The organism is Rahnella sp. ChDrAdgB13 (genome assembly GCF_017655185.1).
Lineage (GTDB): Bacteria > Pseudomonadota > Gammaproteobacteria > Enterobacterales > Enterobacteriaceae > Rahnella > Rahnella contaminans.
The window spans coordinates 15,810-37,646 of the sequence record NZ_JAEMGT010000065.1 but is presented as its reverse complement, the minus strand read 5'-3'; the positions used below and the strand labels follow the sequence as shown (position 1 = coordinate 37,646).

The 21,837-nt window shown below is 50.7% G+C and carries 16 protein-coding genes; 8 read left to right on the top strand and 8 right to left on the bottom strand.

Annotation, left to right across the window (positions count from 1 at the left end):
* The first annotated feature begins 111 nt into the window (after positions 1-111).
* The 5 genes from yebS to J8X26_RS16930 all read left to right on the top strand — a co-directional run bounded on the left by yebS (position 112) and on the right by J8X26_RS16930 (position 8,091).
* A complete protein-coding gene (yebS, locus tag J8X26_RS16950; protein WP_152325677.1) occupies positions 112-1,359 on the top strand; it encodes a membrane integrity lipid transport subunit YebS in 1,248 nt (415 codons plus the stop codon).
* The gene (locus J8X26_RS16945; RefSeq protein ID WP_208951468.1) at positions 1,328-3,958 is read left to right on the top strand and encodes a PqiB family protein; all 2,631 of its coding nucleotides are present in this window, start codon (positions 1,328-1,330) and stop codon (positions 3,956-3,958) included. The genes yebS and J8X26_RS16945 overlap by 32 nt, the downstream gene beginning before the upstream one ends.
* Before the next feature lie 83 nt (positions 3,959-4,041).
* Positions 4,042-5,568 (top strand): 16S rRNA (cytosine(1407)-C(5))-methyltransferase RsmF, encoded by a 1,527-nt coding sequence (gene rsmF / locus J8X26_RS16940; RefSeq protein WP_208951467.1) that lies wholly within the window; start codon positions 4,042-4,044, stop codon positions 5,566-5,568.
* 393 nt (positions 5,569-5,961) lie between these two features.
* Positions 5,962-7,632, top strand: a complete 1,671-nt coding sequence (locus J8X26_RS16935) for a diguanylate cyclase (protein WP_208951466.1) — start codon at positions 5,962-5,964, stop codon at positions 7,630-7,632.
* 216 nt (positions 7,633-7,848) lie between these two features.
* Positions 7,849-8,091 (top strand): YebV family protein, encoded by a 243-nt coding sequence (locus J8X26_RS16930; protein ID WP_152325673.1) that lies wholly within the window; start codon positions 7,849-7,851, stop codon positions 8,089-8,091.
* Between the two features lie 43 nt (positions 8,092-8,134).
* Here the strand turns inward: J8X26_RS16930 and J8X26_RS16925 are convergent, their stop codons facing one another.
* From J8X26_RS16925 to J8X26_RS16910, 4 genes are all read right to left on the bottom strand, one after another.
* Positions 8,135-8,785, bottom strand: coding sequence for a C39 family peptidase (locus tag J8X26_RS16925; RefSeq protein WP_152325672.1), 651 nt, complete (start codon positions 8,783-8,785; stop codon positions 8,135-8,137).
* A 93-nt stretch (positions 8,786-8,878) separates the two neighbouring features.
* The gene (locus J8X26_RS16920) at positions 8,879-9,271 is read right to left on the bottom strand and encodes an ASCH domain-containing protein (RefSeq protein ID WP_165056871.1); all 393 of its coding nucleotides are present in this window, start codon (positions 9,269-9,271) and stop codon (positions 8,879-8,881) included.
* Between the two features lie 96 nt (positions 9,272-9,367).
* On the bottom strand, positions 9,368-12,208 hold the full coding sequence (locus J8X26_RS16915) for a WG repeat-containing protein (RefSeq protein WP_208951465.1): 2,841 nt from the start codon (positions 12,206-12,208) through the stop codon (positions 9,368-9,370).
* On the bottom strand, positions 12,208-14,970 hold the full coding sequence (locus J8X26_RS16910) for a WG repeat-containing protein (RefSeq protein ID WP_208951464.1): 2,763 nt from the start codon (positions 14,968-14,970) through the stop codon (positions 12,208-12,210). The genes J8X26_RS16915 and J8X26_RS16910 overlap by 1 nt, the downstream gene beginning before the upstream one ends.
* Positions 14,971-15,486: 516 nt before the next feature.
* Here J8X26_RS16910 and J8X26_RS16905 point away from each other — a divergent pair.
* Together J8X26_RS16905 and J8X26_RS16900 are read left to right on the top strand one after the other, a co-directional pair.
* Positions 15,487-15,744: a DUF1883 domain-containing protein gene (locus J8X26_RS16905; protein ID WP_208951463.1), complete on the top strand. Its 258-nt coding sequence runs from the start codon at positions 15,487-15,489 to the stop codon at positions 15,742-15,744.
* Between the two features lie 362 nt (positions 15,745-16,106).
* A complete protein-coding gene (locus J8X26_RS16900; RefSeq protein ID WP_208951462.1) occupies positions 16,107-17,288 on the top strand; it encodes a M20 aminoacylase family protein in 1,182 nt (393 codons plus the stop codon).
* On the opposite strand, the gene J8X26_RS16895 is transcribed toward J8X26_RS16900, so the two are convergent.
* Together J8X26_RS16895 and adhP are read right to left on the bottom strand one after the other, a co-directional pair.
* Positions 17,289-17,987, bottom strand: a complete 699-nt coding sequence (locus J8X26_RS16895) for an extensin family protein (RefSeq protein ID WP_208951461.1) — start codon at positions 17,985-17,987, stop codon at positions 17,289-17,291. It lies immediately after the preceding gene.
* 362 nt (positions 17,988-18,349) lie between these two features.
* Positions 18,350-19,363, bottom strand: coding sequence for an alcohol dehydrogenase AdhP (gene adhP / locus J8X26_RS16890; RefSeq protein ID WP_152325665.1), 1,014 nt, complete (start codon positions 19,361-19,363; stop codon positions 18,350-18,352).
* Positions 19,364-19,625: 262 nt separating this feature from the next.
* Between adhP and J8X26_RS16885 the strand changes: the two genes are divergently transcribed.
* Positions 19,626-20,234, top strand: coding sequence for a phosphatase PAP2 family protein (locus J8X26_RS16885; protein WP_208951460.1), 609 nt, complete (start codon positions 19,626-19,628; stop codon positions 20,232-20,234).
* Between the two features lie 345 nt (positions 20,235-20,579).
* On the opposite strand, the gene J8X26_RS16880 is transcribed toward J8X26_RS16885, so the two are convergent.
* The gene (locus J8X26_RS16880; protein WP_152325663.1) at positions 20,580-20,915 is read right to left on the bottom strand and encodes a YebY family protein; all 336 of its coding nucleotides are present in this window, start codon (positions 20,913-20,915) and stop codon (positions 20,580-20,582) included.
* A 37-nt stretch (positions 20,916-20,952) separates the two neighbouring features.
* On the bottom strand, positions 20,953-21,837 hold the full coding sequence (gene copD / locus J8X26_RS16875) for a copper homeostasis membrane protein CopD (RefSeq protein ID WP_208951459.1): 885 nt from the start codon (positions 21,835-21,837) through the stop codon (positions 20,953-20,955).

Below are 21,837 nucleotides of genomic sequence, written 5' to 3'. Positions count from 1 at the left end.
ATACGTTATTTTGTCAAAAAAACCTGGCTGATATTGGCTCAATGGCCTCGCCTGACCCCTAAGGGGGATGCGTAATTGTAACAACAGGTATTCTTTACTATTCCAGGTACTATGAAAATACACACAATTTCAGCCCAGCTACCGCATATTCGCTACCAGCGGTGCAGTGAATGTGACTACCTTTTTGCGCTTCCCGCACTGTTGCGGACGCAAACGGCGCACTGTCCGCGTTGTAACGCCAAAGTCGAAAAGGGTCGGGTTTGTTCCCTGCCGCGTCTGATCACGATTGCCATCAGCATTTTGCTGCTGATGCCGTTTGCCTATACCGAGCCCCTTATCAGCATCCGCCTTCTGGGCACGCGTATTGACGCCAGTCTGCTGGAAGGAATCTGGCAAATGTCGCGTCAGGGTGATCCGGTCACCGCCAGTATGGTCGCGTTTTGCACTATCGGTGCGCCGCTGACGCTGGCGCTCTCCATTCTTTACCTGCATTTTGGCAGCAAACTGGGCATGAACCTGAAACCCGTGCTGCTGATGCTCGACCGCCTGAAAGACTGGGTAATGCTCGATATCTATCTGATTGGCATGGCCGTCGCCAGTATTAAGGTCAAAGAGTATGCCGACATCAATGTCGGCATTGCGCTGGCGGCGTACCTGATGATGACCGTCATGGTCACGCTGACGATGATTAACCTGAATATCGAACAGCTGTGGGAAGAGTTTTATCCGCAGCGTCAGCCCAAAGGCGTGCCCTCTTCGCTGCGCTTGTGTCTGGCCTGCAAATTTACCGGACAACCGGATGAACGGGGCCGTTGCCCACGTTGTCATGTACCAATGCGGCTGCGTTATAAACACAGTTTGCAAAAAACCTGGGCGGCGCTTATTGCAGCAATCATCTTCCTGATCCCTGCGAACCTGCTGCCGATTTCGATTATTTATGCCAACGGACAACAGCTCAAAGACACCATTTTCTCCGGCGTCGTGTCGCTAGCCACGTCAGGCAACGTACCGATTGCCGCCATCGTGTTTATCGCCAGCGTTCTGGTCCCTTTCACAAAAGTTATCGTGATGCTGACGTTACTGATCAGCATCCATTTCAAAGCGATTCAGGGATTGAAAACGCGTATTCGCCTCTTACGGCTGGTGACCTGGATCGGACGCTGGTCTATGCTCGATTTGTTTGTAATTTCATTGATGATGTCGCTGGTAAATCGTGACCAGCTTTTGTCATTTACAATGGGACCGGCTGCCTTTTACTTTGGCTCTGCCGTGATCCTCACCATTCTTGCCGTTGAATGGCTTGATAGCCGCTTGATTTGGGATGCACATGCAACAGGAAACGCCGAATACACCGACTGAAGCACGGATAAAACACAGGCGCCGGATTTCACCCTTCTGGCTTCTGCCGTTTATTGCTTTACTGATTGCCGGATGGCTCATTTACAGCAACTACGAGGAGCGCGGGACGACTGTCACAATCGATTTCCAGTCAGCAGCGGGCATCGTTGCGGGCCGTACGCCTGTGCGTTATCAGGGCGTTGAAGTCGGGTCGGTCGAATCCATCAGCCTGAGCAAAGATCTGCGCACCATTCAGGTAAAAGTCAGCATTAAAAGCGATCTGTCTGACGCGTTGCGCGAAGGCACTCAGTTCTGGCTGGTGACGCCGAAAGCATCGCTGGCGGGCGTGTCCGGCCTTGATGCCCTGGTTGGCGGTAACTACATTGGCATGATGCCAGGGCCCGGAAAAGAAAAAGACCACTTTGTCGCGCTGGATACGCAACCTAAATTCCGCCTCAATACCGGCGAACTAATGGTGCATCTGCACGCCAAAGACCTGGGCTCTCTGAGCACCGGTTCACTGGTGTATTACCGTAAAATCCCGATCGGCAAAGTTTACGATTACGACATCGAAAGCGGCAACAACGGTGTGACGATTGATTTACTGATCGACAAACGCTTTGCCAGTCTGGTCAAAGACAACACCCGGTTCTGGAATGTTTCCGGCTTTAAAGGCGATTTCAGCCTGAGCGGTGCAAAAGTTCAGATGGAAAGTCTGGCAGCGCTGGTTAACGGTGCGATCTCGATGGATTCTCCGAACGACGGAAAACCCGCCAAGGCCGACCAGTCTTACGTGCTTTACCCTGATCTGGCGCAAAGCCAGCGCGGCGTTGAAATCGACCTGGATTTGCCAAATGGCAATGGACTGTCCGAAGGCCAGACACCGCTGATGTATCAGGGTTTGCAGGTCGGGACGCTGACAAAAATCACCTTGCAGCCCGATAACAAAGTCACCGGCAAACTGACCGTCGCCCCTTCTGTGCTGGATATGATGCGCACCGGGACGCGCATCGAAATGAACAGCCCGAAACTCAGCCTGAATAATGCCAATATCAGCCAGTTGCTGACCGGCAATACGCTGGAACTGATCCCGGGCGACGGCGATGCGCAGAAGCGTTTTACCGTCCTCGACAGCAACCAGCGTCTGCTTCAGGATCCGGCCACCAGCAGAATTCAGCTGGTCGCGCCGCAAAGTTATGGCATTGATGCGGGCCAGCCAATCAAACTGTATGGCATTACTGTTGGTCAGATCATCGACCGCACACTGACTGATGAAGGCATCTTGTTTAATGCCGCTATCAAGCCGGAATACAAAAACTTACTGCATAAAGACAGCAAGTTTGTGGTGAACAGCCGCGTTGATGTGAAGCTGGGTATCGATGGTATGGAAGTGCTGGGCGCCAGCGCGCAGGAATGGGTAGATGGCGGCATCCGCATTATTCCGGGCGGAAAAGGCGAACCCGCGCAAAAATATCCGCTGTACAGCAATGCGGAAAAAGCCGCTGAAGGCATTCAGGGTGATCAACCAGGTGCGACGCTGACGCTGACGGCAAAAAGCCTGCCAGACATTCAAGCCGGTTCCGTGGTGCTTTACCGTAAATTCCAGGTGGGCCAGATTGTTAACGTGCGCCCGAAAGCCAACGAGTTTGACGTGGATGTCTACATCCTGCCCCAATACCGCAACCTGCTGACCGAAAAAACTATTTTCTGGGCAGAAGGCGGAGCCAAAGTTCAGCTGAACGGCAGCGGGCTGACCGTTCAGGCATCGCCGCTGGATCGCGCACTGAAAGGAGCGATCAGCTTCGATAACTTTGAAGGCGTGCTGACCAGCAAAGGCACCAAGCGTATTCTTTATGATTCCGAAACCTCCGCACGCGCCGTGGGCAGCCAGATCACGCTCAATACCTACGATGCCAGCAAACTTTCCGCGGGCATGCCAATCCGTTATCTGGGGATTACCATCGGCCAGGTAGAATCCCTGAAACTGGATCCTCAGCTCAATCAGGTTTCCGCCAAAGCCGTGCTGTATCCGGAATACGTCGACAATTTTGCCCGCCGTGGCACACGTTTCTCAATCGTTTCGCCGGAAATTTCGGCCGGTGGTGTCAGTAATCTTGATACCTTACTTCAGCCGTACATCAACGTTGAAGCCGGTAAAGGCGTTCCTGCGCGTAACTTTGATTTGCAGGAATCCACGATTACCGATTCGCGTTACACCGACGGTCTGGGCATTGTGGTTGATGCAGCAGAAGTCGGCTCACTGCAAATCGGCACGCCGGTGCTGTTCCGCGGCATTGAAGTGGGTACGGTTTCAGGCTTCTATCTGGGCGCGATGGCTGACCGCGTGAACGTGACATTGCGCGTCAGTAAAAAGTACCAGTATCTGGTACGTGAAAACTCTGTGTTCTGGCTGGCCTCCGGCTATGATTTACAGTTCGGTCTTACCGGGGGTGTATTTAAAAGCGGAACATTCCAGCAGTTCATCCGCGGCGGTATTGCCTTCGCAACGCCGCCGACCACACCGCTGGCACCAAAAGCCGCCAACGGCAACCACTTCCTGCTCAATCCGGAAGCGCCGAAAGACTGGCAAAAATGGGGAACGGCGATCCCAAGGAATTAACTATCCCGCGCTTTCAGAGGCCACCTTCGGGTGGCCTTTTCATTGCATTCGGCCAACACCCACGCCTTCATCTGCCGGCAAATATGCTAAACTCCGCGGCAGAAAATACCTTCAGTACTGGAACCCAACTCTTGTCAAAGCTCACCACTGCCAGCGATTTCGCTGATAAATTACCTGCCGCCTTTCTGGATGCGACGCGCGCAATCATGCCAGCCAGCCTGACCATGGAAGATTTTATTGCGATATGCCAGCGCCCTCTGCGCCCAAGTCTGCGGGTCAATACCCTGAAAATCAGCGTGACTGATTTTCTCGAAATGGCGTCAGGATTTCAGTGGGATTTAGAGCCAGTGCCCTGGTGCGCAGAAGGCTTTTGGATCAACCGTCACGCCCTGGATGATTCACGCTTAGGTAACGCGCTGGCCCATCTCGCCGGGCTTTTTTACATTCAGGAAGCCAGTTCCATGCTCCCCGTCACAGCCCTTTTTGCACACGACACACAACCTGCGCTGGTAATGGACGTTGCTGCTGCACCGGGCTCAAAAACGACGCAGATTGCCGCACAAATGGAAAACCGCGGGGGCATCGTTGCCAATGAATATTCCGCCAGCCGCGTGAAAGTGCTGCATGCCAACATCAGCCGCTGCGGCGTGAGCAATACCGCGCTGACCCATTTCGACGGGCGCGTGTTCGGTGCCGCGTTACCCGAAACGTTCGATGCAATTCTGCTGGATGCGCCCTGCTCCGGTGAAGGCGTGATTCGAAAAGATCCCGATGCCATGAGCAACTGGTCAGAAGCCAGCGTGGCTGAAATTGCCACCACGCAACGCGAGCTTATCGACAGCGCGTTTCACGCCTTAAAGCCAGGCGGCGTTCTGGTGTATTCCACCTGCACGCTCAATGCGCAGGAAAATCACCAGGTTTGCCAGTGGCTGCTGGAGACCTACGCCGGTGCGGTGGAAACAGAATCTCTGGAAGATTTATTCGATGGTGCGCAAAAAGCGGTGACACAGGAAGGTTATCTCCACGTATTCCCGCAGATTTATGACAGCGAAGGTTTCTTCGTTGCTCGTTTTCGTAAAACAGACTCTGTACCGCGTTTGCCGGTTCCCGGATATAAAGTTGGCCGCTTCCCGTTCGCGCCACTTTCACGTCAGGACAGCGCGGAAATAATCAAAGCCGCCGCCAGCTCCGGGCTTTCATGGCCTGAAAAACAATACACATTGTGGCAGCGCGACAAAGAAATCTGGATCTTCCCTGCCGTGCTGGAACACTTATTCGGCAAGGTCAGATTTTCGCGTATTGGCGTCCGCCTGGCTGAACGCTTTCCAAAAGGTTTCCGCTGGCAGCATGAAGCCGTTGTTGCTTTCAGCGTTAATGACGCCAGCAACCGGTTTGAAATTGATGATGAACTGGCACAGAACTGGTTGCGCGGCGTCGATATTTATCCTGAAAACACCCCGGTGACGGATGAGTGTCTGGTGACCTGGGCAAATCAGCCGCTCGGGCTGGCAAAAAAAATCGGCAGCCGGATTAAAAATAGCCTGCCCCGCGAACTGGTCAGGGACGGGGCAACGCGGCACCAGACGTTTTCGAACGATAAATTAATTTAACTCTTTTCGTAATTTTCTGTGCCACAGGATCCCCCTGTTGGCGCAGAAAATTCTATTAATCCTTTCTTAAATTCGATAAAAAATAAGTCAGCTATGCTTTTAAACCGATTCTGCTCCGGTACATTTTTAGGTGAAATCAAGGTGACAAACTGCATGGAACAAATGACTGTGAAAAATTTTGTGCTACATATATTGGATATCCTTTTATTTTATCCATATAGGTTAATGGAATTATAAGTAGGAATAATCCTAGCCTGACATGTATTATTGCCCTCAAGATAACATTGCCAGTGATATATCATTTTTAGATATAAATCATAGTGCCTGATGTTGAGTAAAGACCTGCCAGTCGGAGAAGTATCATGTCGGATGAAATGAAACTCGAATCAGCAGATGGCCAGTCTGCGGGATATTATCGATAACAATTCTGACTGGATCTGGGAAGTCGATGCACAAGGACGTTACGTCTTTTCCTCAAATAAATGCATCGAGTTTCTTGGCATTCCGCCCGAACAAGTTTTAGGCAAAACGCCTTTTGACTTCATGCCGCCTGACGAAGCCAAACGCGTGGGTGAGCAGTTCGCTGCGATTGTTGAACGCCGCGCCCCTTTTGGCGGATTACTTAACCGTAATATCCGCCCGGATGGCAGCGAAGTTATTCTCGAAACCAGCGGTGTTCCGCTGTTTGATAACGACGGCAATTTCCGCGGCTATCGTGGCATCGACCGTAATCTGACCAGTCTGGATCAGGCTCCCGGACAGCGTCTTTTCCAGCTCGAAACCATTTATTCCAACGCCCCTGTTGGCCTGTGCTTTATCGATCTGCAAATGCGTTATGTCACCGTTAATGATGCGATGGCCAATATCATTGGTCTGCAACCGTATGAAGCGATTGGCCGCAAAATCGGGGTTTTCCTGCCCGGTCTTTCACCTTTGCTCAATAACGCACTGGAGATGGCGCAGCGTAACGAAACGACGCCCGACCGTGAATTTTCAGTTCCCGGTAAAAATCAGGTTTTCTTCGTACGCATAAAAGCGGCTTACGACGCACAAAATCAGCTGAACGGGCTTTCTGTGGCAATGACAGATATCACCAGCCTCAAGCGTATGGAACGGGCACTGCGCGAAAGCCAGGAGCATTACCGCAACATGGTGGAGCTGAACCCGCAAATCCCATGGACCGCTGACCCGCGCGGCATGCTCAATGACGTCAGCTCGCGTTTTCAACGTATCACCGGCATGACGCGTCAGGATATTCTGGCAGATAAATGGATCCAGAGTATGCATGTTGAAGACCGCCGGGCCGCGGTTCAGACCTGGGAACAATGCCTTAAAACCGGCGCGCCTCTGGATATCGAAGTTCGCTTCTGCCACGTTGACCGCGGCTGGAACTGGATGCGTATCCGCGCGGCGGCCAGTTATGCGACGGACGGCTCAATTCAGCGCTGGTACGGCACCGCTGAAGACGTTCACGAACGCAAATTGCTGGAACTGAAACTGGTTAAGGCCAACCGTCGCCTGGAAATTCAGGCCCGTACCGATTCACTGACCAAACTGCCAAACCGTCGCGAATTTAAAAAAGTGCTCAGTCACGAATATATGCGCGCCAAACGTAACCGTACGCCGCTGACGGTCGTGATGATCGACATCGATTATTTCAAACATTTCAACGACCACTACGGCCATCTTTCGGGCGATGCCTGCCTGCGTCTTGTGGCAAGAACATTGCGGAAATCGCTGAAACGCAGCACCGATGTGGTCACCCGTTTTGGCGGTGAAGAATTTGCCGCTATTTTACCGGATACTGATTTGAAAGGTGCATGGATTGTCGCCCAGCACATTATGGAATCGATCGAAACGCTGGGCATCAAACACAGCTTCAGCGAGTTTAACCGCGTGACCATCAGCCAGGGCATTGCAACTTACCGGCCAGATCAGGACCCGGATATCGAAGATCAGTCAGACATTGTCAGCGCGGCGGACGAAGCGTTGTATCTTTCCAAAAATAATGGCCGTAATCAGATCAACGCAATGCCGGTTTCCATCAGATTTAATCCACTCTGAAAGCAAATCAAAGGGGCCAATTCGTTTATCAAACACCGGCTCCTTATTCCTTTCCTTCCGAACTTTGGTTTTCCCTCTAAAAATTCGTTTCTTCGCTGCCATGAAAAAAACCCAGTGGCACTTTTTGTGCTGTCGACTATTCTGAGATCAGGGCGACCAACTGGTCGTACCTGATGTTACTGAAATCACTGGCGTCATCCTGGCAAGGAGTACCTGATGGGAAAATCGAGTATCAGAATTGGCAGTTATGAAATTGACGATGCACATCTCTCTACGCCTGAGGCAAAAGGCGGCGATAAAGTGCATATTCCGTGCAAATCAGACCCTGATTTGTGTATGCAACTTGATGCGTGGGATGATCACACCAGCGTCCCGGCGGTTGTCGATGGCCGTCATTCTGTGTTGTATAAAGAGAAGTACGATAAGCAGAAAGATGAGTGGATCATGCGACTGGAGTAACACTGCATGGCGAACGGAATTGTGTTCGCCATGCCGCTTGCGGTCAGTTACTGTCAGACACCAGAGCTATTCCGCGCCCGGCAAAAAAGCGGGCAAAAGTTTCAACCGGCAGAGTGACATCCTGCTGCGAGGAAATATCGTGACCCGACGGGTTATGGAAGGTCACAGATCCGACATCAGCGCGCGTGACCAGAACCAGATGTCCGCCCTTAGCCGGCGGAACAGATTCAGGGATACGAATCGACGGATGCACCGAAGCAATGAAAAACCGGTGAACATCGAGCTGTGAAGCAATATCTTGCGCAGAAATATTCACTTTGACCTGTGCGCTCAGCCCTAACTCCTGACGGACGTACTCTACAAACGGCGCGTAAATCAGCCCTTTAATATTATTCCCTTCACGGACATAAGCGCCGTACGTCTGGCTGCGCCGGGTCAGTTCGAGAATGGGTACGACAGTTCCGGAAACTGCCGCCAGCACCATTTTCAGGCAACACATTCCGCAGACATGATTGGCCCATTCGATAAATTCTTCCTGAGAAGCCGCGCCAGACTGACGCCAGAGGCGGATATCGCTGAGCGCAATATCACCGGCGATAATGCCCGCAGCGCAGGACGGATCTTCCCACTGGCTGAAATACGGTATTCGGGAAAGGGGTGAAAACGTATGAGGATTTACTGAATTGGCGGACATGACTCATTCCCGAACGACAGATCAACAACATCAGGTAGATCTTATGCCTTGAGGTTTTTGGCCTGATTTTCCTTCTCAGGCCACATGATAAAGTTAGAACTTTTCGATCATCCGGAACTTCATGAGCAACAGAGGCATCGTCGGTTCAAACATTTCATACTCTTCGAAGAAACGCTGGTGTTCCTTACGCCAGTAAGCCAGCGTGCGGTCACCTTCACCTTCTTCCCAGGCATGCTGCTCTGTTACCTGATCAAACGGAACCTGTTTCACTTCGGTCAGTTGTACCGCACAAACCGGGTTGTTGCGGCCGTCGACCACAACGAACACTTCGCCCGGCTCAGGTTCAGGATCATCATCGAGATTTGAGCAGGTCGCTGTTTTGGTACCGGCCATGACACGTTTGGCCAGTTCATCTGCTGACGATTCAGTATCACCAAAAGACCAGCGTTCTGCGTCCCTGTATTTAAGCGGGATCTGCGGGATCATAATTTATCCTTTCAATTGAGATAGTTCACTGCCATTACAGTTAAACATTAGCACAAAAAAACCCGCCGCAGCGGGTTTTGAACGCAAGCATCAGGCTCAGGGTTTGCAATTATCCGGCATTTTCTGTGGCCACTGGCGCGAACTGCCCGCGCCGTATAAAACAGAAATGCCGCACTCTTTATTCAACCGCGCGAGTGGCTTGCCTGTCTTATCGATCATCATCGACATTGCGGGCGTCGAGACAATCGCAACCCCCCCGTCAAACGGTGAAACTGCGCTATAAACAGGCGCGATCACGTAGTTACCCTGCGCATCTACAAAACCGTAGGTAGTATCCGTTTTAGCGAACGCCAGACCGTCATGAGGCAAACCGAGATCGGCGTAAGAGACAGCATCAGCGGCTTTCCCCTGCCCGTCAATCCAGGTTTTTGTACCATCAGCACGTGTCAGAACAGCATGTCCGTCAACCATACGGCTGGCGAAACCTGCCACAGTCAGAACCAGTTTGCCGGTATTATCGACATAGCGGGTTGCGACCTCATTGTTTTGCGGATCATAAGAAACAGACCACGTACTCCCCAAAGGCAGGTTCCATGTCCCTTCAGGCATCGCGGCGACACGCGCACCTTTGTCGTCAATCAGCTCAAATCCTGCAGTTGTAGAACGTAATGCGTGACCCTGTGCAAAGGCGGAGCCCCGGGTATCGATAGCGGGTTGGATCTGCCAGTCACCCTGCGCCGACAAATAACCTTCCTGCGGCTGGCGGGATAGTTTCACCCAGTCGCCCAGTGCGCTGATTCGGGTTTGCTGCTCGTGAAGCTGAATATTGCCTTTGGCGTCCAGAAGCCAGGATTGCCCGGCGGCAGACGTTGCCAGAATGCGACCATCACTAAACTGATTTACCGCCAGACCGGCCGTCGGCGCAATCCGGGTTTTCGTATCATTGCCAATGATTTCTGCAATCACACGGGACTCTGGCTGATCGTCCGTTGCCGGTTGTGTCAGCAGCCACAAAGCAGAATTGATGCGCTTAACTTTGGCGTATTTAGCTTCCACCATCGTTTTACCCTGACCGTCGAGGATCCCCCAAAGGCCTTTTGGCGTCTGAACGGCAACCTGATTGTTGGCATAATCACCCACATCCTGATAGGAAGGCTGAATGACCATTTTCTGGTTAATGGCATCGTAAATTCCCCACAATGCCCCTTCAGCTGCCGTTTCGTGATAACGGAACCAGCCGTTACCGACCGACTCCAGATCAAACACATCCGGCAAATTATAATGCTTGCCGGCGTGGTCGAGCGCCGTCAGCTTTCCATCCAGATAATCCAGCGCATAGCCTTTTACAAACGGAGATATGTTGTCTTCTGTCAGAGGAATAACCACTTTCCCTTGCGCATCAATCACGCCGGTGCCATCGGCCGTTCTGACAATAAATTGCCCGATATCTTCGCTGCTGTCCGCTGATTCAAGATCCTGCCATTTGTTATCAATTTGCAGAGAACCGTCCGGTTTCAGGAAACCAGCACCTGTTTTGCTGGTTCCTGCCTCAGGGCGGATAAGAGCTAATGGCGACTGCGCGGTAACGTGGTCATCGCCAGCATTGAGCGGTTCAATCCGGCTATTTTCAAGCGCACTGATCGTCTTCGGGTTCAGCAACGCCTTTCCGGTCGAATCAACAACATTCACGACATCGCCCTGATCATTACGCAGCCACAGACGGTGATTGATCACTTCCGCACTGGAAATTTGCGCCAGCCAGCCGACATTCTGAGCACCACCAATCATTCCGCCTGAAGGTGCAATTATCGCGTTCACTTTTTTCTGCTCACCGCGGGTGGTCACCAGAAACTCACCGGTAGTCTGCCCCCACGGCTCGCTGGCGGCAGGCAATGTCAGAGGTTGTTTACGGCCGGGAACAAATACGATGAGATTTTCTTTCGGAGTCGGGTTAAGGACATAGTCCCCCGAAACCCGCAGAGCGGCGGCATCAGAATCGCTAAACGTTGCAATCACAACTGCGGAGTTATCCAGTAACTTCACACCATCAGCCGTTTTCGCCAGCCAGAAAGCACCGGTTTCTTCACTGACTGACAAGTACTTTTGCTCATCCTGAACGCCGTCTGCACGAATTAACGTAATTCCGTCGGAATTTTTCGCGAGTGCCACTGCCGGATTACGCGGATCAAGCGTAATGGCGGCATATTGTGGTGCAATGCGCCAGCCCAGATTTTCATCCACGATGCCATAACCTTTGCTGGCATCGAAGGCGATGAACAATCCCTGAGTCCCAAAAGGTTCCGCAACTTCCATTTTGTCTGTTGCTACATGGCGAACACCATCTGGGGAAAGCAGCACGCTGTTAAACGACAGCTGCAAACGGGCGGGGAGGCCATTACTCAGAATGGCCTCGTCCACTAAATCATCCAGCGCTTTTCCAACCTGCGCGCCTTTGCGATCGATAATCTGCGACTTCCCGGCCACTGTCACAACGGCTAAACCGGATTCAGTAAAAGGTTGTACCGCATCGAAACCAGGCTGAATCAGCCAGTTCCCGGTAGTATCAATAAACCCCCACTTCCCCTGTTGTTTAGCGGCTGCGACGCCGTAATGATAATCACCGACATCTTCAAAGACAGGTTTTATAACCAGTTGCCCTTGATTATCCAGAAAGCCCCAGCGCTCTCTGGCTGCGTCAGCAGCCGGTAAAAGCACAGCCGCGCGCCCTTCACGAACATCACGGATACATAAGTTTTGAACAGCCGGCAACGCGTTACGTCGTTGTACATCGTTTTGCGAAGCTGTCAACGGAGCAAAACAACCGGAAGGTTCAGCCGCATTTGCAGAAGCTGTCAGCGTCAATAAGGCCAGTGCGCTGCTGGTGTTCAATGCGCAAAGAAGTGCTATCCGTAGCCTTGAAGGTTTGCTGACAATCATTAGTTACTCCCGGTACCGCATGAAGGCGCTTTTGCAGGCCAGAGATAAGCGCCTTTTGCGTCCACGATTACGCGCTGATTACAACGCACCTGAATTTTCGCCTGAACGGCACCTTCCGCGGTCAGCAAGCTGACGACACCTTTGCCGCCCGCCCATGCGTGTTTTTCGCTGAAATTATCGGCCCAATCGAATTTAGGCAAGATAGCGAAACGGCCGGTCGTGCTGATATAACCAAAGAGGTTGCCGTAAGTCGATTTCTTCATGGCTGTGGCAAAGTTATTATTCATTGCGCCAACCTGATCAAAATAAGAACCGATCAGTTTCTTACCTTGTTGATCAACGAAACCATAAAGCCCTTTGCTGTCGCGTAATGGGATTACACCGGCACTGGCTTTATCTGCCTGCAAGCTGTCGAGCCCGGCGAAACGTTGGATCTCATTGCCGTCATTGTCATACAGCACCGTTTCGCCGGTCACATCATCATTCATAGTCAGTCGCATCAGTGAATTCAGTGGTTGAGCTTGCTCGAAACCATCCAGCGGAACAGCACCGTGATCGTTTATTAGCGTGGTATGCCCGTCACTGACGGCACGGCTCCAGTTCAAAGGCGAAATGAAATTGAATTCTTCGGTGTAAAAAGGCTGAATCTGCCAATTACCCTGCGCATTAATGGCACCAAAGTGAGGAGAGAAACTGAGCATTACCCAGTCGCCCTGCACTGAGCTTGATGAAGCTGCAATGGCTTTGCTGACTGGATAGCGGCCAGCGCTGTCTAACAGCGCCACGCCCCCTTCGGAAGGCTGGACCAGCCAGTGCCCCTGCCCGACTGATTGTGGTCTTGCCAGCAGGTCTTCGGCGATAGCCTGACCGCTGTTTGCGCTGTACAGGCTGAAATGACTCGAAAGATCACTGCGTTCGCCCGGCTGATCGTTATCAGACAGGGTGAAAACGCCCTGGCCAATATACTGGAATTTCCCGCTGCGGCTTGGATCCGGCGCAATTGCCCATACACCGTTGGTGCCGATAACACCCCATCCGGCATCGGCTTTCGCCAGAGCGAACCCCTCATTGAAGGATTCGATTTGAGTAAACTGAGGGGCAGCTTTAACGCTCTTGCTCGCAATATCCCATAAGCCCCAGCGACGGGCATCATTAACGCCTTCGGTGTAATACAACAAACCGCCGGAAAGACGCTGGGCGTTTTGCAAGATTTCCGCTGGCACATCCGTTACGCTGCCATTGCGGTCTATTAAGCGTTTGGTATCGGTATTATTACTGTTTTCGACAGCCCAGGTGTAGTCACCGGAAAACGCGCTGATCTGCTGATAAACCGGCTGAATAACCCATTTGCCCGCGCCGTCTACCGCACCCACTTTTTGGGTTTGCGTATGGACAATCAGCGGAGCCTGAGACGCATCGCCATCGATAGCAGCCCACTGAGGATCCGAAAGAACGTTGCCCTGCGAGGTCAGGATTGCCGGTGGTTTTGTGGTGTCTGCAGGCGCCAGAGCCGCCCATGGCAGTGTGTGCGCTACATCCGCAGTGACTTCCGGCAATGTGGCGATATCATCGGTCAGTACAAACGTACCCAATGGCTTCACCTGATAATCTTTCAGCGCAGCGAGTGTGGCATCATTGAGTAATGCAACGCCATTGTTGTCATAAACCTGTACTACCTGCGGTGCTTTCCCTTCAGTTTGCATGACCCAAAGGCGGTTGCCCTGTTGAAGGAACTGAGGTTTATTCACTTTCAGGGAAACAACCTGGTTATCTGCCCCAACGATGACAATACCTTTGCTGCCCGTCGCCAGCGTTGCCTTACCCCAGACGATAATATTCTCGGACTGATCGGCAGGAATATCCTGCACTTTTTCCAGTTTGCTGCTGAGCAACTGCCTGGAATTATCGTTGCCGGTAACCAGCCAGTTACCGGAAGAGAGAGGACGTACAGATTTATACTGTTCTTTATTTAATGAAACGCCCTGACGATCAACGAAACTCCACCCGTTTTTGATTTTGACAGCAACCACCTCGCCGCTAAGCTGAGGCTCATCGCGCGCTTTCAGGATCATCGGGTCAATTGCCCAGTCACCGTTTTCGTCCAGATACCCCCAGTAACCGTCATTTGCGGAATCACGCTTTTTAGCGGGGATAAGCCCGGACTGCGGCAGATCGAGCGCCATCACATCGTCAGGCAGAGAAAGGGAGCGATCGGTTGCAGCATTCCACAGCGTAGGGGAAACCTGAGTTTGGACGCTTGCCAGCGCCTGTCCGCCCGCAAAACCATGGGTGTCGAGAGAAACAGCAAAAGGCAGCGTTTTCACAACGGCACCTTTGCGGTCAATTAATGCCAGACGGTTATCCGTGATGACCAGCGCAGTACCCTGTGCATTGAAATCGGTTGCGCGGGTAAAACGCGGCTCAATGACCCAGTGGCCTTTCTTATCGATGTAACCGTATTGATCACCTTTTTTAACAACGGCGAGATCATGAACAAATCCGCGCGCGTCGCTGAAATCAGGTTTGATTGCCATGTGCCCGGTGGTATCAAGATAGCCCCATAGTGGCTCACGTGATAACCCTACCTGAACAGCCGAAAACCCCTGTTGAAAAGGTAACTGGCAGTCTTTGGCCGTTTTTGCATTGCCACATGCCCGTAACTGCGAGTCATCCGCGTGTACCGGCAGGCTAAAAGTCGCATTCAGAACCAGAGCTAATGCGCTGAAGTTTCTGAAATATTTGAATTTTTCGGAGCAAATCATCCGATGCCCTTATAACTGGAGAAAATAAGAAAGTGTAGCGCACGTTTTTTTCATCACCCGCATTGTGCGCGTGTGAGACGGTAAAAAATCCGATAATAATCAATTTCAAGCGCACGCACATGCTATACACCTATAGGGTGTCAGCTTGTGAAAGAAAAAGCAGCTAATTTATTACCCTGTAACGAATGAATACACTTCATCACTGCATAGAAAGATAATCTCTGGATGTTAGCATCCAAATGAATTTCTCACCGGTCATTAACCGCGTACCTACATTCACCCTGCATTGTTAAAAGTATGGTCATTTTCATTTACAGCTGCATGACTGACGAATAATTAATCTTCAGAAGAGTCTTACAAGTTTTGATTAAAGTCATTATTCCCCCTGCTTTACTCTGGTTTTATAGGTTAAAGAGCGTTATGTGACCAAAATCACTCCTGGTCTGGGTGACGTAAAACCTGGCAGTGTTCGGTTATAGCGTATTTCAGGTGCTTTATCTTCATTGGGGGAAAGTCATGCCTATCATTCGAGCCAGACTGAGTCTGTTTGGTGGCGACACAGTCGTCATTCGTTGTTCAGAAAAATGCCACATCCATCTGATGTGTGAAAATGATATTGAGCGAAATGGACGCCACTCAGGTTTCGGCGATATTTTGACGGTTAACGAGCAAAATACGGCCTATGTTGGCATCCCTTATAAAGGGATCTGGAATGTACTTATCGATTCCCAGTGCGATTCTCTGGAGCATTCCATTAGCTATATGCCCGCTTAATCCTCTTTATCTCCTCTCAGACACCTTCATTATCTTGAGACGTCATATCAGGCGGATGCATAGCATTTGCCTGATATTTTTTAAAATCTGCCTGTGCCGGTACAAACAAATACAACGGTATAGATGTGGCGTCGGAGCGTCCAGAGTCAAAATCATTAATTGCGCAACATCTCGTAAAAACTTTAGCTTTTTACATCAATTACATACCGTGATTGAATTGAACATTCCATAATTTCAAAAATCCAGTTTTCTCACTGATTAATTGATTGCCAGCCGGGTTCTCGCATTGCATTCTGTTCCCTGTAATGACGCGGCACCGGTCTTAAGGCCGGATATCTTCCTGGCAAAAACAGATCCTCATAATGAATAATAAATCATTTTGCACCATCGCTGACGTGGCCGACCTTGTTCCGGGGCTGCGCGAAGTTCGTCAACACCTGCATCAGAATCCTGAGCTTTCTAATGAAGAATCCGACACTGCTGCTTTAGTCGCTGAGAAGCTGCAGTCTCTGGGGTTTAAAGTCACGTCCGGCGTCGGTGGTCACGGGGTTATCGGTTCAATGACTCTGGGGACGGGTAAACGCAGTATCGGTATCCGTGCAGATATGGACGCCCTGCCTATCACTGAACTGACAGGTGTCAGTTATGCGAGTCAGTCACCGGGGAAAATGCACGCCTGCGGCCACGATGGCCATACCGCCATGCTGCTGGGAGCCGCCGAGCAACTGGCGCGCAGCAAAAATTTCTCAGGCACTGTGAACCTGATTTTCCAACCCGCTGAAGAAATTGGTTTTAACAGTGGCGCAGAACGCATGCTGGCCGAGCAATTGTTCGAGCGTTTTCCCTGTGACGCGGTATACGGCCTGCACAATCACCCCGGTTATCCGGTTGGAAAAATGATGTTCCGTTCAGGCCCGTTTATGGCGGCCTGCGATACGGTAAATATCACGATCCACGGCAAAGGCGGTCATGCTGCGCGCCCTCATATGACCGTCGACCCGATTCTGGTCGCCAGCAGCCTGGTTGTGACGCTCCAATCCATTATTTCCCGGAACATAGATCCCAATGAAACAGCCGTTGTCACCATCGGCTCTTTACATTCAGGGCATGCGGCCAACGTGATCCCAGAAACAGCTCGCCTTGAAATGAGCGTTCGTTCATTTGATGCAGATGTGCGAAAAATACTGGAGGAACGTATTCGCACCCTGGTATCTAACCATGCCACTGCCTATGGAGCACGTGCTGAGATTGAATATGTACCAGGATATCCGGTGCTGGTTAATCATGATAAAGAAACGGCGTTCGCACTGGAGGTCGCAAAAGAGCTGGTCGGTGAAGAGAATGTGGTCGAAAATCTGGCCCCTATTTCCGGCAGTGAAGATTTTGCGTATTTCCTTCAACAAAAACCCGGCTGCTTCCTGCGCCTTGGGAATGGCGACAGCGCCGTTCTCCATAACCCTGCCTACAACTTTAATGATGAAAGCTTAAGTTTCGGTGTTGCGTACTGGGCACGTCTCGCCGAACGTTATTTAGCCGATGAATAACTAGCGGCAAAAACCAAACAAGCGCATGCCAAAGTGAAAGTGATTGGCATGCGCTGCGTTATATTCGGGTCCGATGGAATTGCCAAAATATCCGCAGCTTTCAGCAAATATGGTATGCATATAGTCCGCTTCCGCGCCCTCCTTAGGCCACTGTTTCAGCACAGTCAAATGCCGTCCATCCATCAGCTGGAATCCGGAAACATCCAGTGCTTCTGCCGTAGCGTGTTCGCTCAAACGGGCATCCGGTTTGTTATACATGTTACGACAGGCATAGCTGCCCAGATGCTCGATACGAATTAACGGCGTTCCCAGTTTTTGCTGCGCCAGCGGTTTTGCGACCTGCGAGACAAACATCGCGCTACTCAGCGCAAGGCGACAACTCGCCAGAAAGCTCGAACTTAAAGCGACGCCACCCAATGCCCTAACTCTTACTGGATTATCCAAAGGGCATTTACCGCTCATCTTGCCTGGATTACTGAATATTAATCCGCCATCTTGCTGAACCCTCTCAAGTACCGCCATACAAGCCTGCGGGTTCTTGTCCAGTTTCCACATTTTATAGCGGGTAATTAACGTTGGAGGGTCATTAAGGGCAATTGGCGCGAACGGATTATATTCAGCGGGAATATGACGGTTTATCCACGGACCGTTGATTACAATAATCAGCATAATGACGACAGAACCTAACCAATATTTCATAAAGCTCCTTGTCATGCAGGGCTCTGGTGGCTGTATCTCGCTTGATGGCGCAGAAATGTCAGGGTTGAGTATAACGTTTTATGTAAACCTGTATTGGTGGGAGTTACATGTTGCAGAGTAAACTTACTCTGGTTTGACATAAATCGACATTAGGTTTGTTACCTTTATTCCCGAGGAAGACATTCCTTCTCCTGTGTCCACTATGAACTGTCCTTCATAGTGTGTAAGACCCTCGTAATACCCCTTTCAGCCCGCCCCGAGCGGGCTTTTTTTTTATCTGCTGAATCACTGACATTATCACGATGATATGCCATGAGTGACGCCGTAGTATTTCCAGCAGCGCCACTCACATGATGGAAATTTTACTTATGCGTAAAATCGATCACCATTCTGCCTTTAATTTTGCCTTGTTCCATTTCGCGGAAAATAGCATTGATATCACCCAATGGACGTTTAGTGACTTTTGGTACGACTTTACCTTCTGCGGCAAACTGGAATGCTTCCGCCAAATCCTCACGTGTGCCAACCAGCGAACCGACAACCTGAATACCGTCCAGAACCAGACGCGGAATGTTCAGACTCATGGATTCAGGAGGCAACCCCACTGCGACGATACGTCCACCGGCACGCATGGCATCAACGGCAGAATTGAATGCCGATTTCGCTGTTGCCGTGACAACTGCGGCGTGAGCACCCCCCACTTTTTCCTGAATGATCTTTGCAGCATCGTCTTTTAGCATATTGATGGTCAAATCTGCGCCCATTTCGGCAGCAAACTCTAATTGCAGATCGTTCACATCAATTGCAATAACTTTTGCATTAAACACATTCTTAGCATATTGCAACGCCAGATTTCCCAGGCCACCCAATCCATAAATGGCAATCCATTTACCCGGTTGGATACCTGAAACTTTCACAGCTTTATACGTTGTTACGCCTGCGCAAGTCACACTGCTGGCTGCAGCGGATTCCAGACCATCCGGCACTTTCACTGCATAATCTGCTGAAACGATACATTCTTCAGCCATGCCACCGTCCGCGGTATAACCCGCATTCACAACCTGACGACAGAGTGTTTCATTGCCGGTGGTACAGTACTCGCAATGTCCGCAGCCTTTAAAGAACCAGGCGACGCTCGCGCGATCACCCACTTTCAGCGCAGTCACACCCGGACCAATTTTCTTAACGATACCAATGCCTTCATGGCCAAGGATCACGCCAGTCTTGTCACCAAAATCCCCATTTTTTACATGTAAATCCGTATGACAAACACCACAGCACTCCATCTGTAAAAGTGCTTCACCATGCTCCAATGCACGCAGAGTTTTCTCAACGACATCAACAGAATGGTCTTTATTGACAACAGCAGCTTTCATTTTCCTTTCCTCTCATTGTGGTGGAATATCAAAGTTAAAACGGTCACTCCCTAACTGCAATACAAACAATAATTATTTCAAGTAATACAATAAATTAGGACTGTATTACCAGGTTTACAAAGCGTGTAATCCTGTAAAAATCGGGTTGCAGTCTGAAAATGGAGTGAGAGAAGCTAATCCCTTTTGGTTAAAAACCCTCTGCTGATACACTTTCCGATTGATTCTTTAGAAGAATTTATTATTTATCTTCGAGGGCTACGTCTTGCTTTGGAATATCCTGACCTATTTTGGCGACAGTATGCTCATTTTACCTACCGGAATAACCCTCGCTTTATTTATGCTGTGGAAAGCTGATGGCCCGGCCACGGCATTAATTTGGCTGATTACTCTGGGGATTTCGGGTCTTGCAGTGAGCATTTCAAAACTCCTGTTTCTCGCCTGGGGCATTGGCAGCAGTACATTTAATTTTACAGGCTTCAGCGGACATACCACGATGTCTGCCACTTTATGGCCGGTGATGTTCTGGCTGATAAGCCAACGTTTTCACCCCGACAGACGCAGGCTGATGATTGCTGTTGGGTATTTTATTGCCATTATGGTGGGTATCAGCCGGGTCGCACTGCATGCTCATTCCGTCAGTGAAGTGATCTCAGGGTTAATCCTCGGCAGTCTTTGCAGCGGAATCTTTTTGTATACACAACGCAGCCGTGACATGCACTATTTCACATTCACTCCATTAGTTATTCTTCTTATTCTTCCTCTGTCCCTGATGAGCTTTGGCAAGAAAGCATCCACGCAGCAATTCATCGAACATATCGCCACGCAAATCACAGGTAAACAACCCTGGACGCGTGCAAAACTGCTTGAATGACTGGCGAAATCCACTGGGAATAGGCTACGGCTAAAAGAGCTCATTTGCAGTTATGGAAAAAGCAGGAAGAGGTGTAACTTACTGATTTAAAAAACAGGCAAAAAAAAGACCGAATACGATTCCTATATTCGGTCTAGGGAAATGGCTCTTGGGAGAGAGCCGTGCGCTAAAAGTTGGCATTAATGCAGGCGGTTAAGCCGTACAACTTAAAGAGTAGCCGAGGCCTGACTATTTTCCACTCAGTTTGAAACATAGTGATAATAACAATGATGTATTATTCTCATTGTGTGACAACATACGCAAAACATAGGATTAACATCAGGCAGTTACCGGCTGCACGGCGATTCAGCAAAGCGTCTCGGCTTTGGCGATAAACGGCGCGAGGCTCATTTTTTGCCCCGGATTAGCCGGATCGTCTAGCCAGATTTTCTCCAGCGGCACGGCCTGAACCTGGCGGTTTTTAACCTGCTCTTTGGCGACGTCGTTCAGAGGATATTGCGCCAGTGTACTGTCGTTAATGATATATAGCGCGTTACCGGGACGGCATTGCAGCATGACTTCTTCACGCGTAAAAGCCCAGGCTTTGCCATATTGCAGGCGACTGATCGTTTCAACCTGCGGCGCCGCAAAACTGCTGGCAGATAAGGTTAGCAATACGCAGGCGAGCAGTGTTTTCCTCATGATTTTTCCTCAGTAAATAGTAAATTCTTCATGCTTTTCAGCCCGGTGCAAGTGTCGCAAACCAGCTCACCGCCAGTAAAACCAATAACGCCAGCCCCCATTCGAGCCACGTCATCATGATGAAATGGCGCTGGGCCAGCTCCGGCTGTTTACCCATTAACGGCACCAGCCGGTAACGGTTGAAAATGGCGATCCCGCACATGATCCCGACCAGCGCCACTTTGATGACCAGAAGACGCTGATAAAGCGAGGTCATATCGACCGGCCAGCGTTGCAAAACAATCACGGTATTCAGAATACCGGTCAGGATAACCAGCGCGACGGCGGCGTGGCCCCAGACCGAAAACCGGATAAGCGTGGCAATCGCATAAGGGCGTGTCGCAGGTTGTCGCGTATATAACATGCAGGTCAGCAGCGGGTATAAGCATCCGAACCAGTAAGCCGCGCTGAGCAGATGCACGACATGATTAGTCCGATGTAACAGCCCCAGCGCGCCATCATGCATCGCCGCATGGCCGATCAGCGCCTGGCTCATCAGTAAACCGAGGGCGCACAAAAAGATGATCACGTTGCGTTCCGGCAACCAGTCCATCAGCATGACCAGCAATAATGCTGCCGTCAGTAAAAGATGCCACCGCCAGACGTCACCAAACGACGTCGTGAGCACCAGCAGCCAGACGTTCAGGTTCAGCCCGTCACCCCAACCGTTTCCCATCTGCGCGGCCTGAATTGCGAGCATTCCCACCGACGTCACCGCCGCCAGAATGCCGGACCACATCATCAGAGACTGATTTTTACGCAGCAATACGGCAGAAAAGCCCTGGGGTGCCAGTAAGGAGCAAAAGACGCTCAACCCAAAAATTTGCATTAGTGAAGCAAAGTGGACAAACCGGCACAGGACAAACATGGCAGTCAGGCTCAT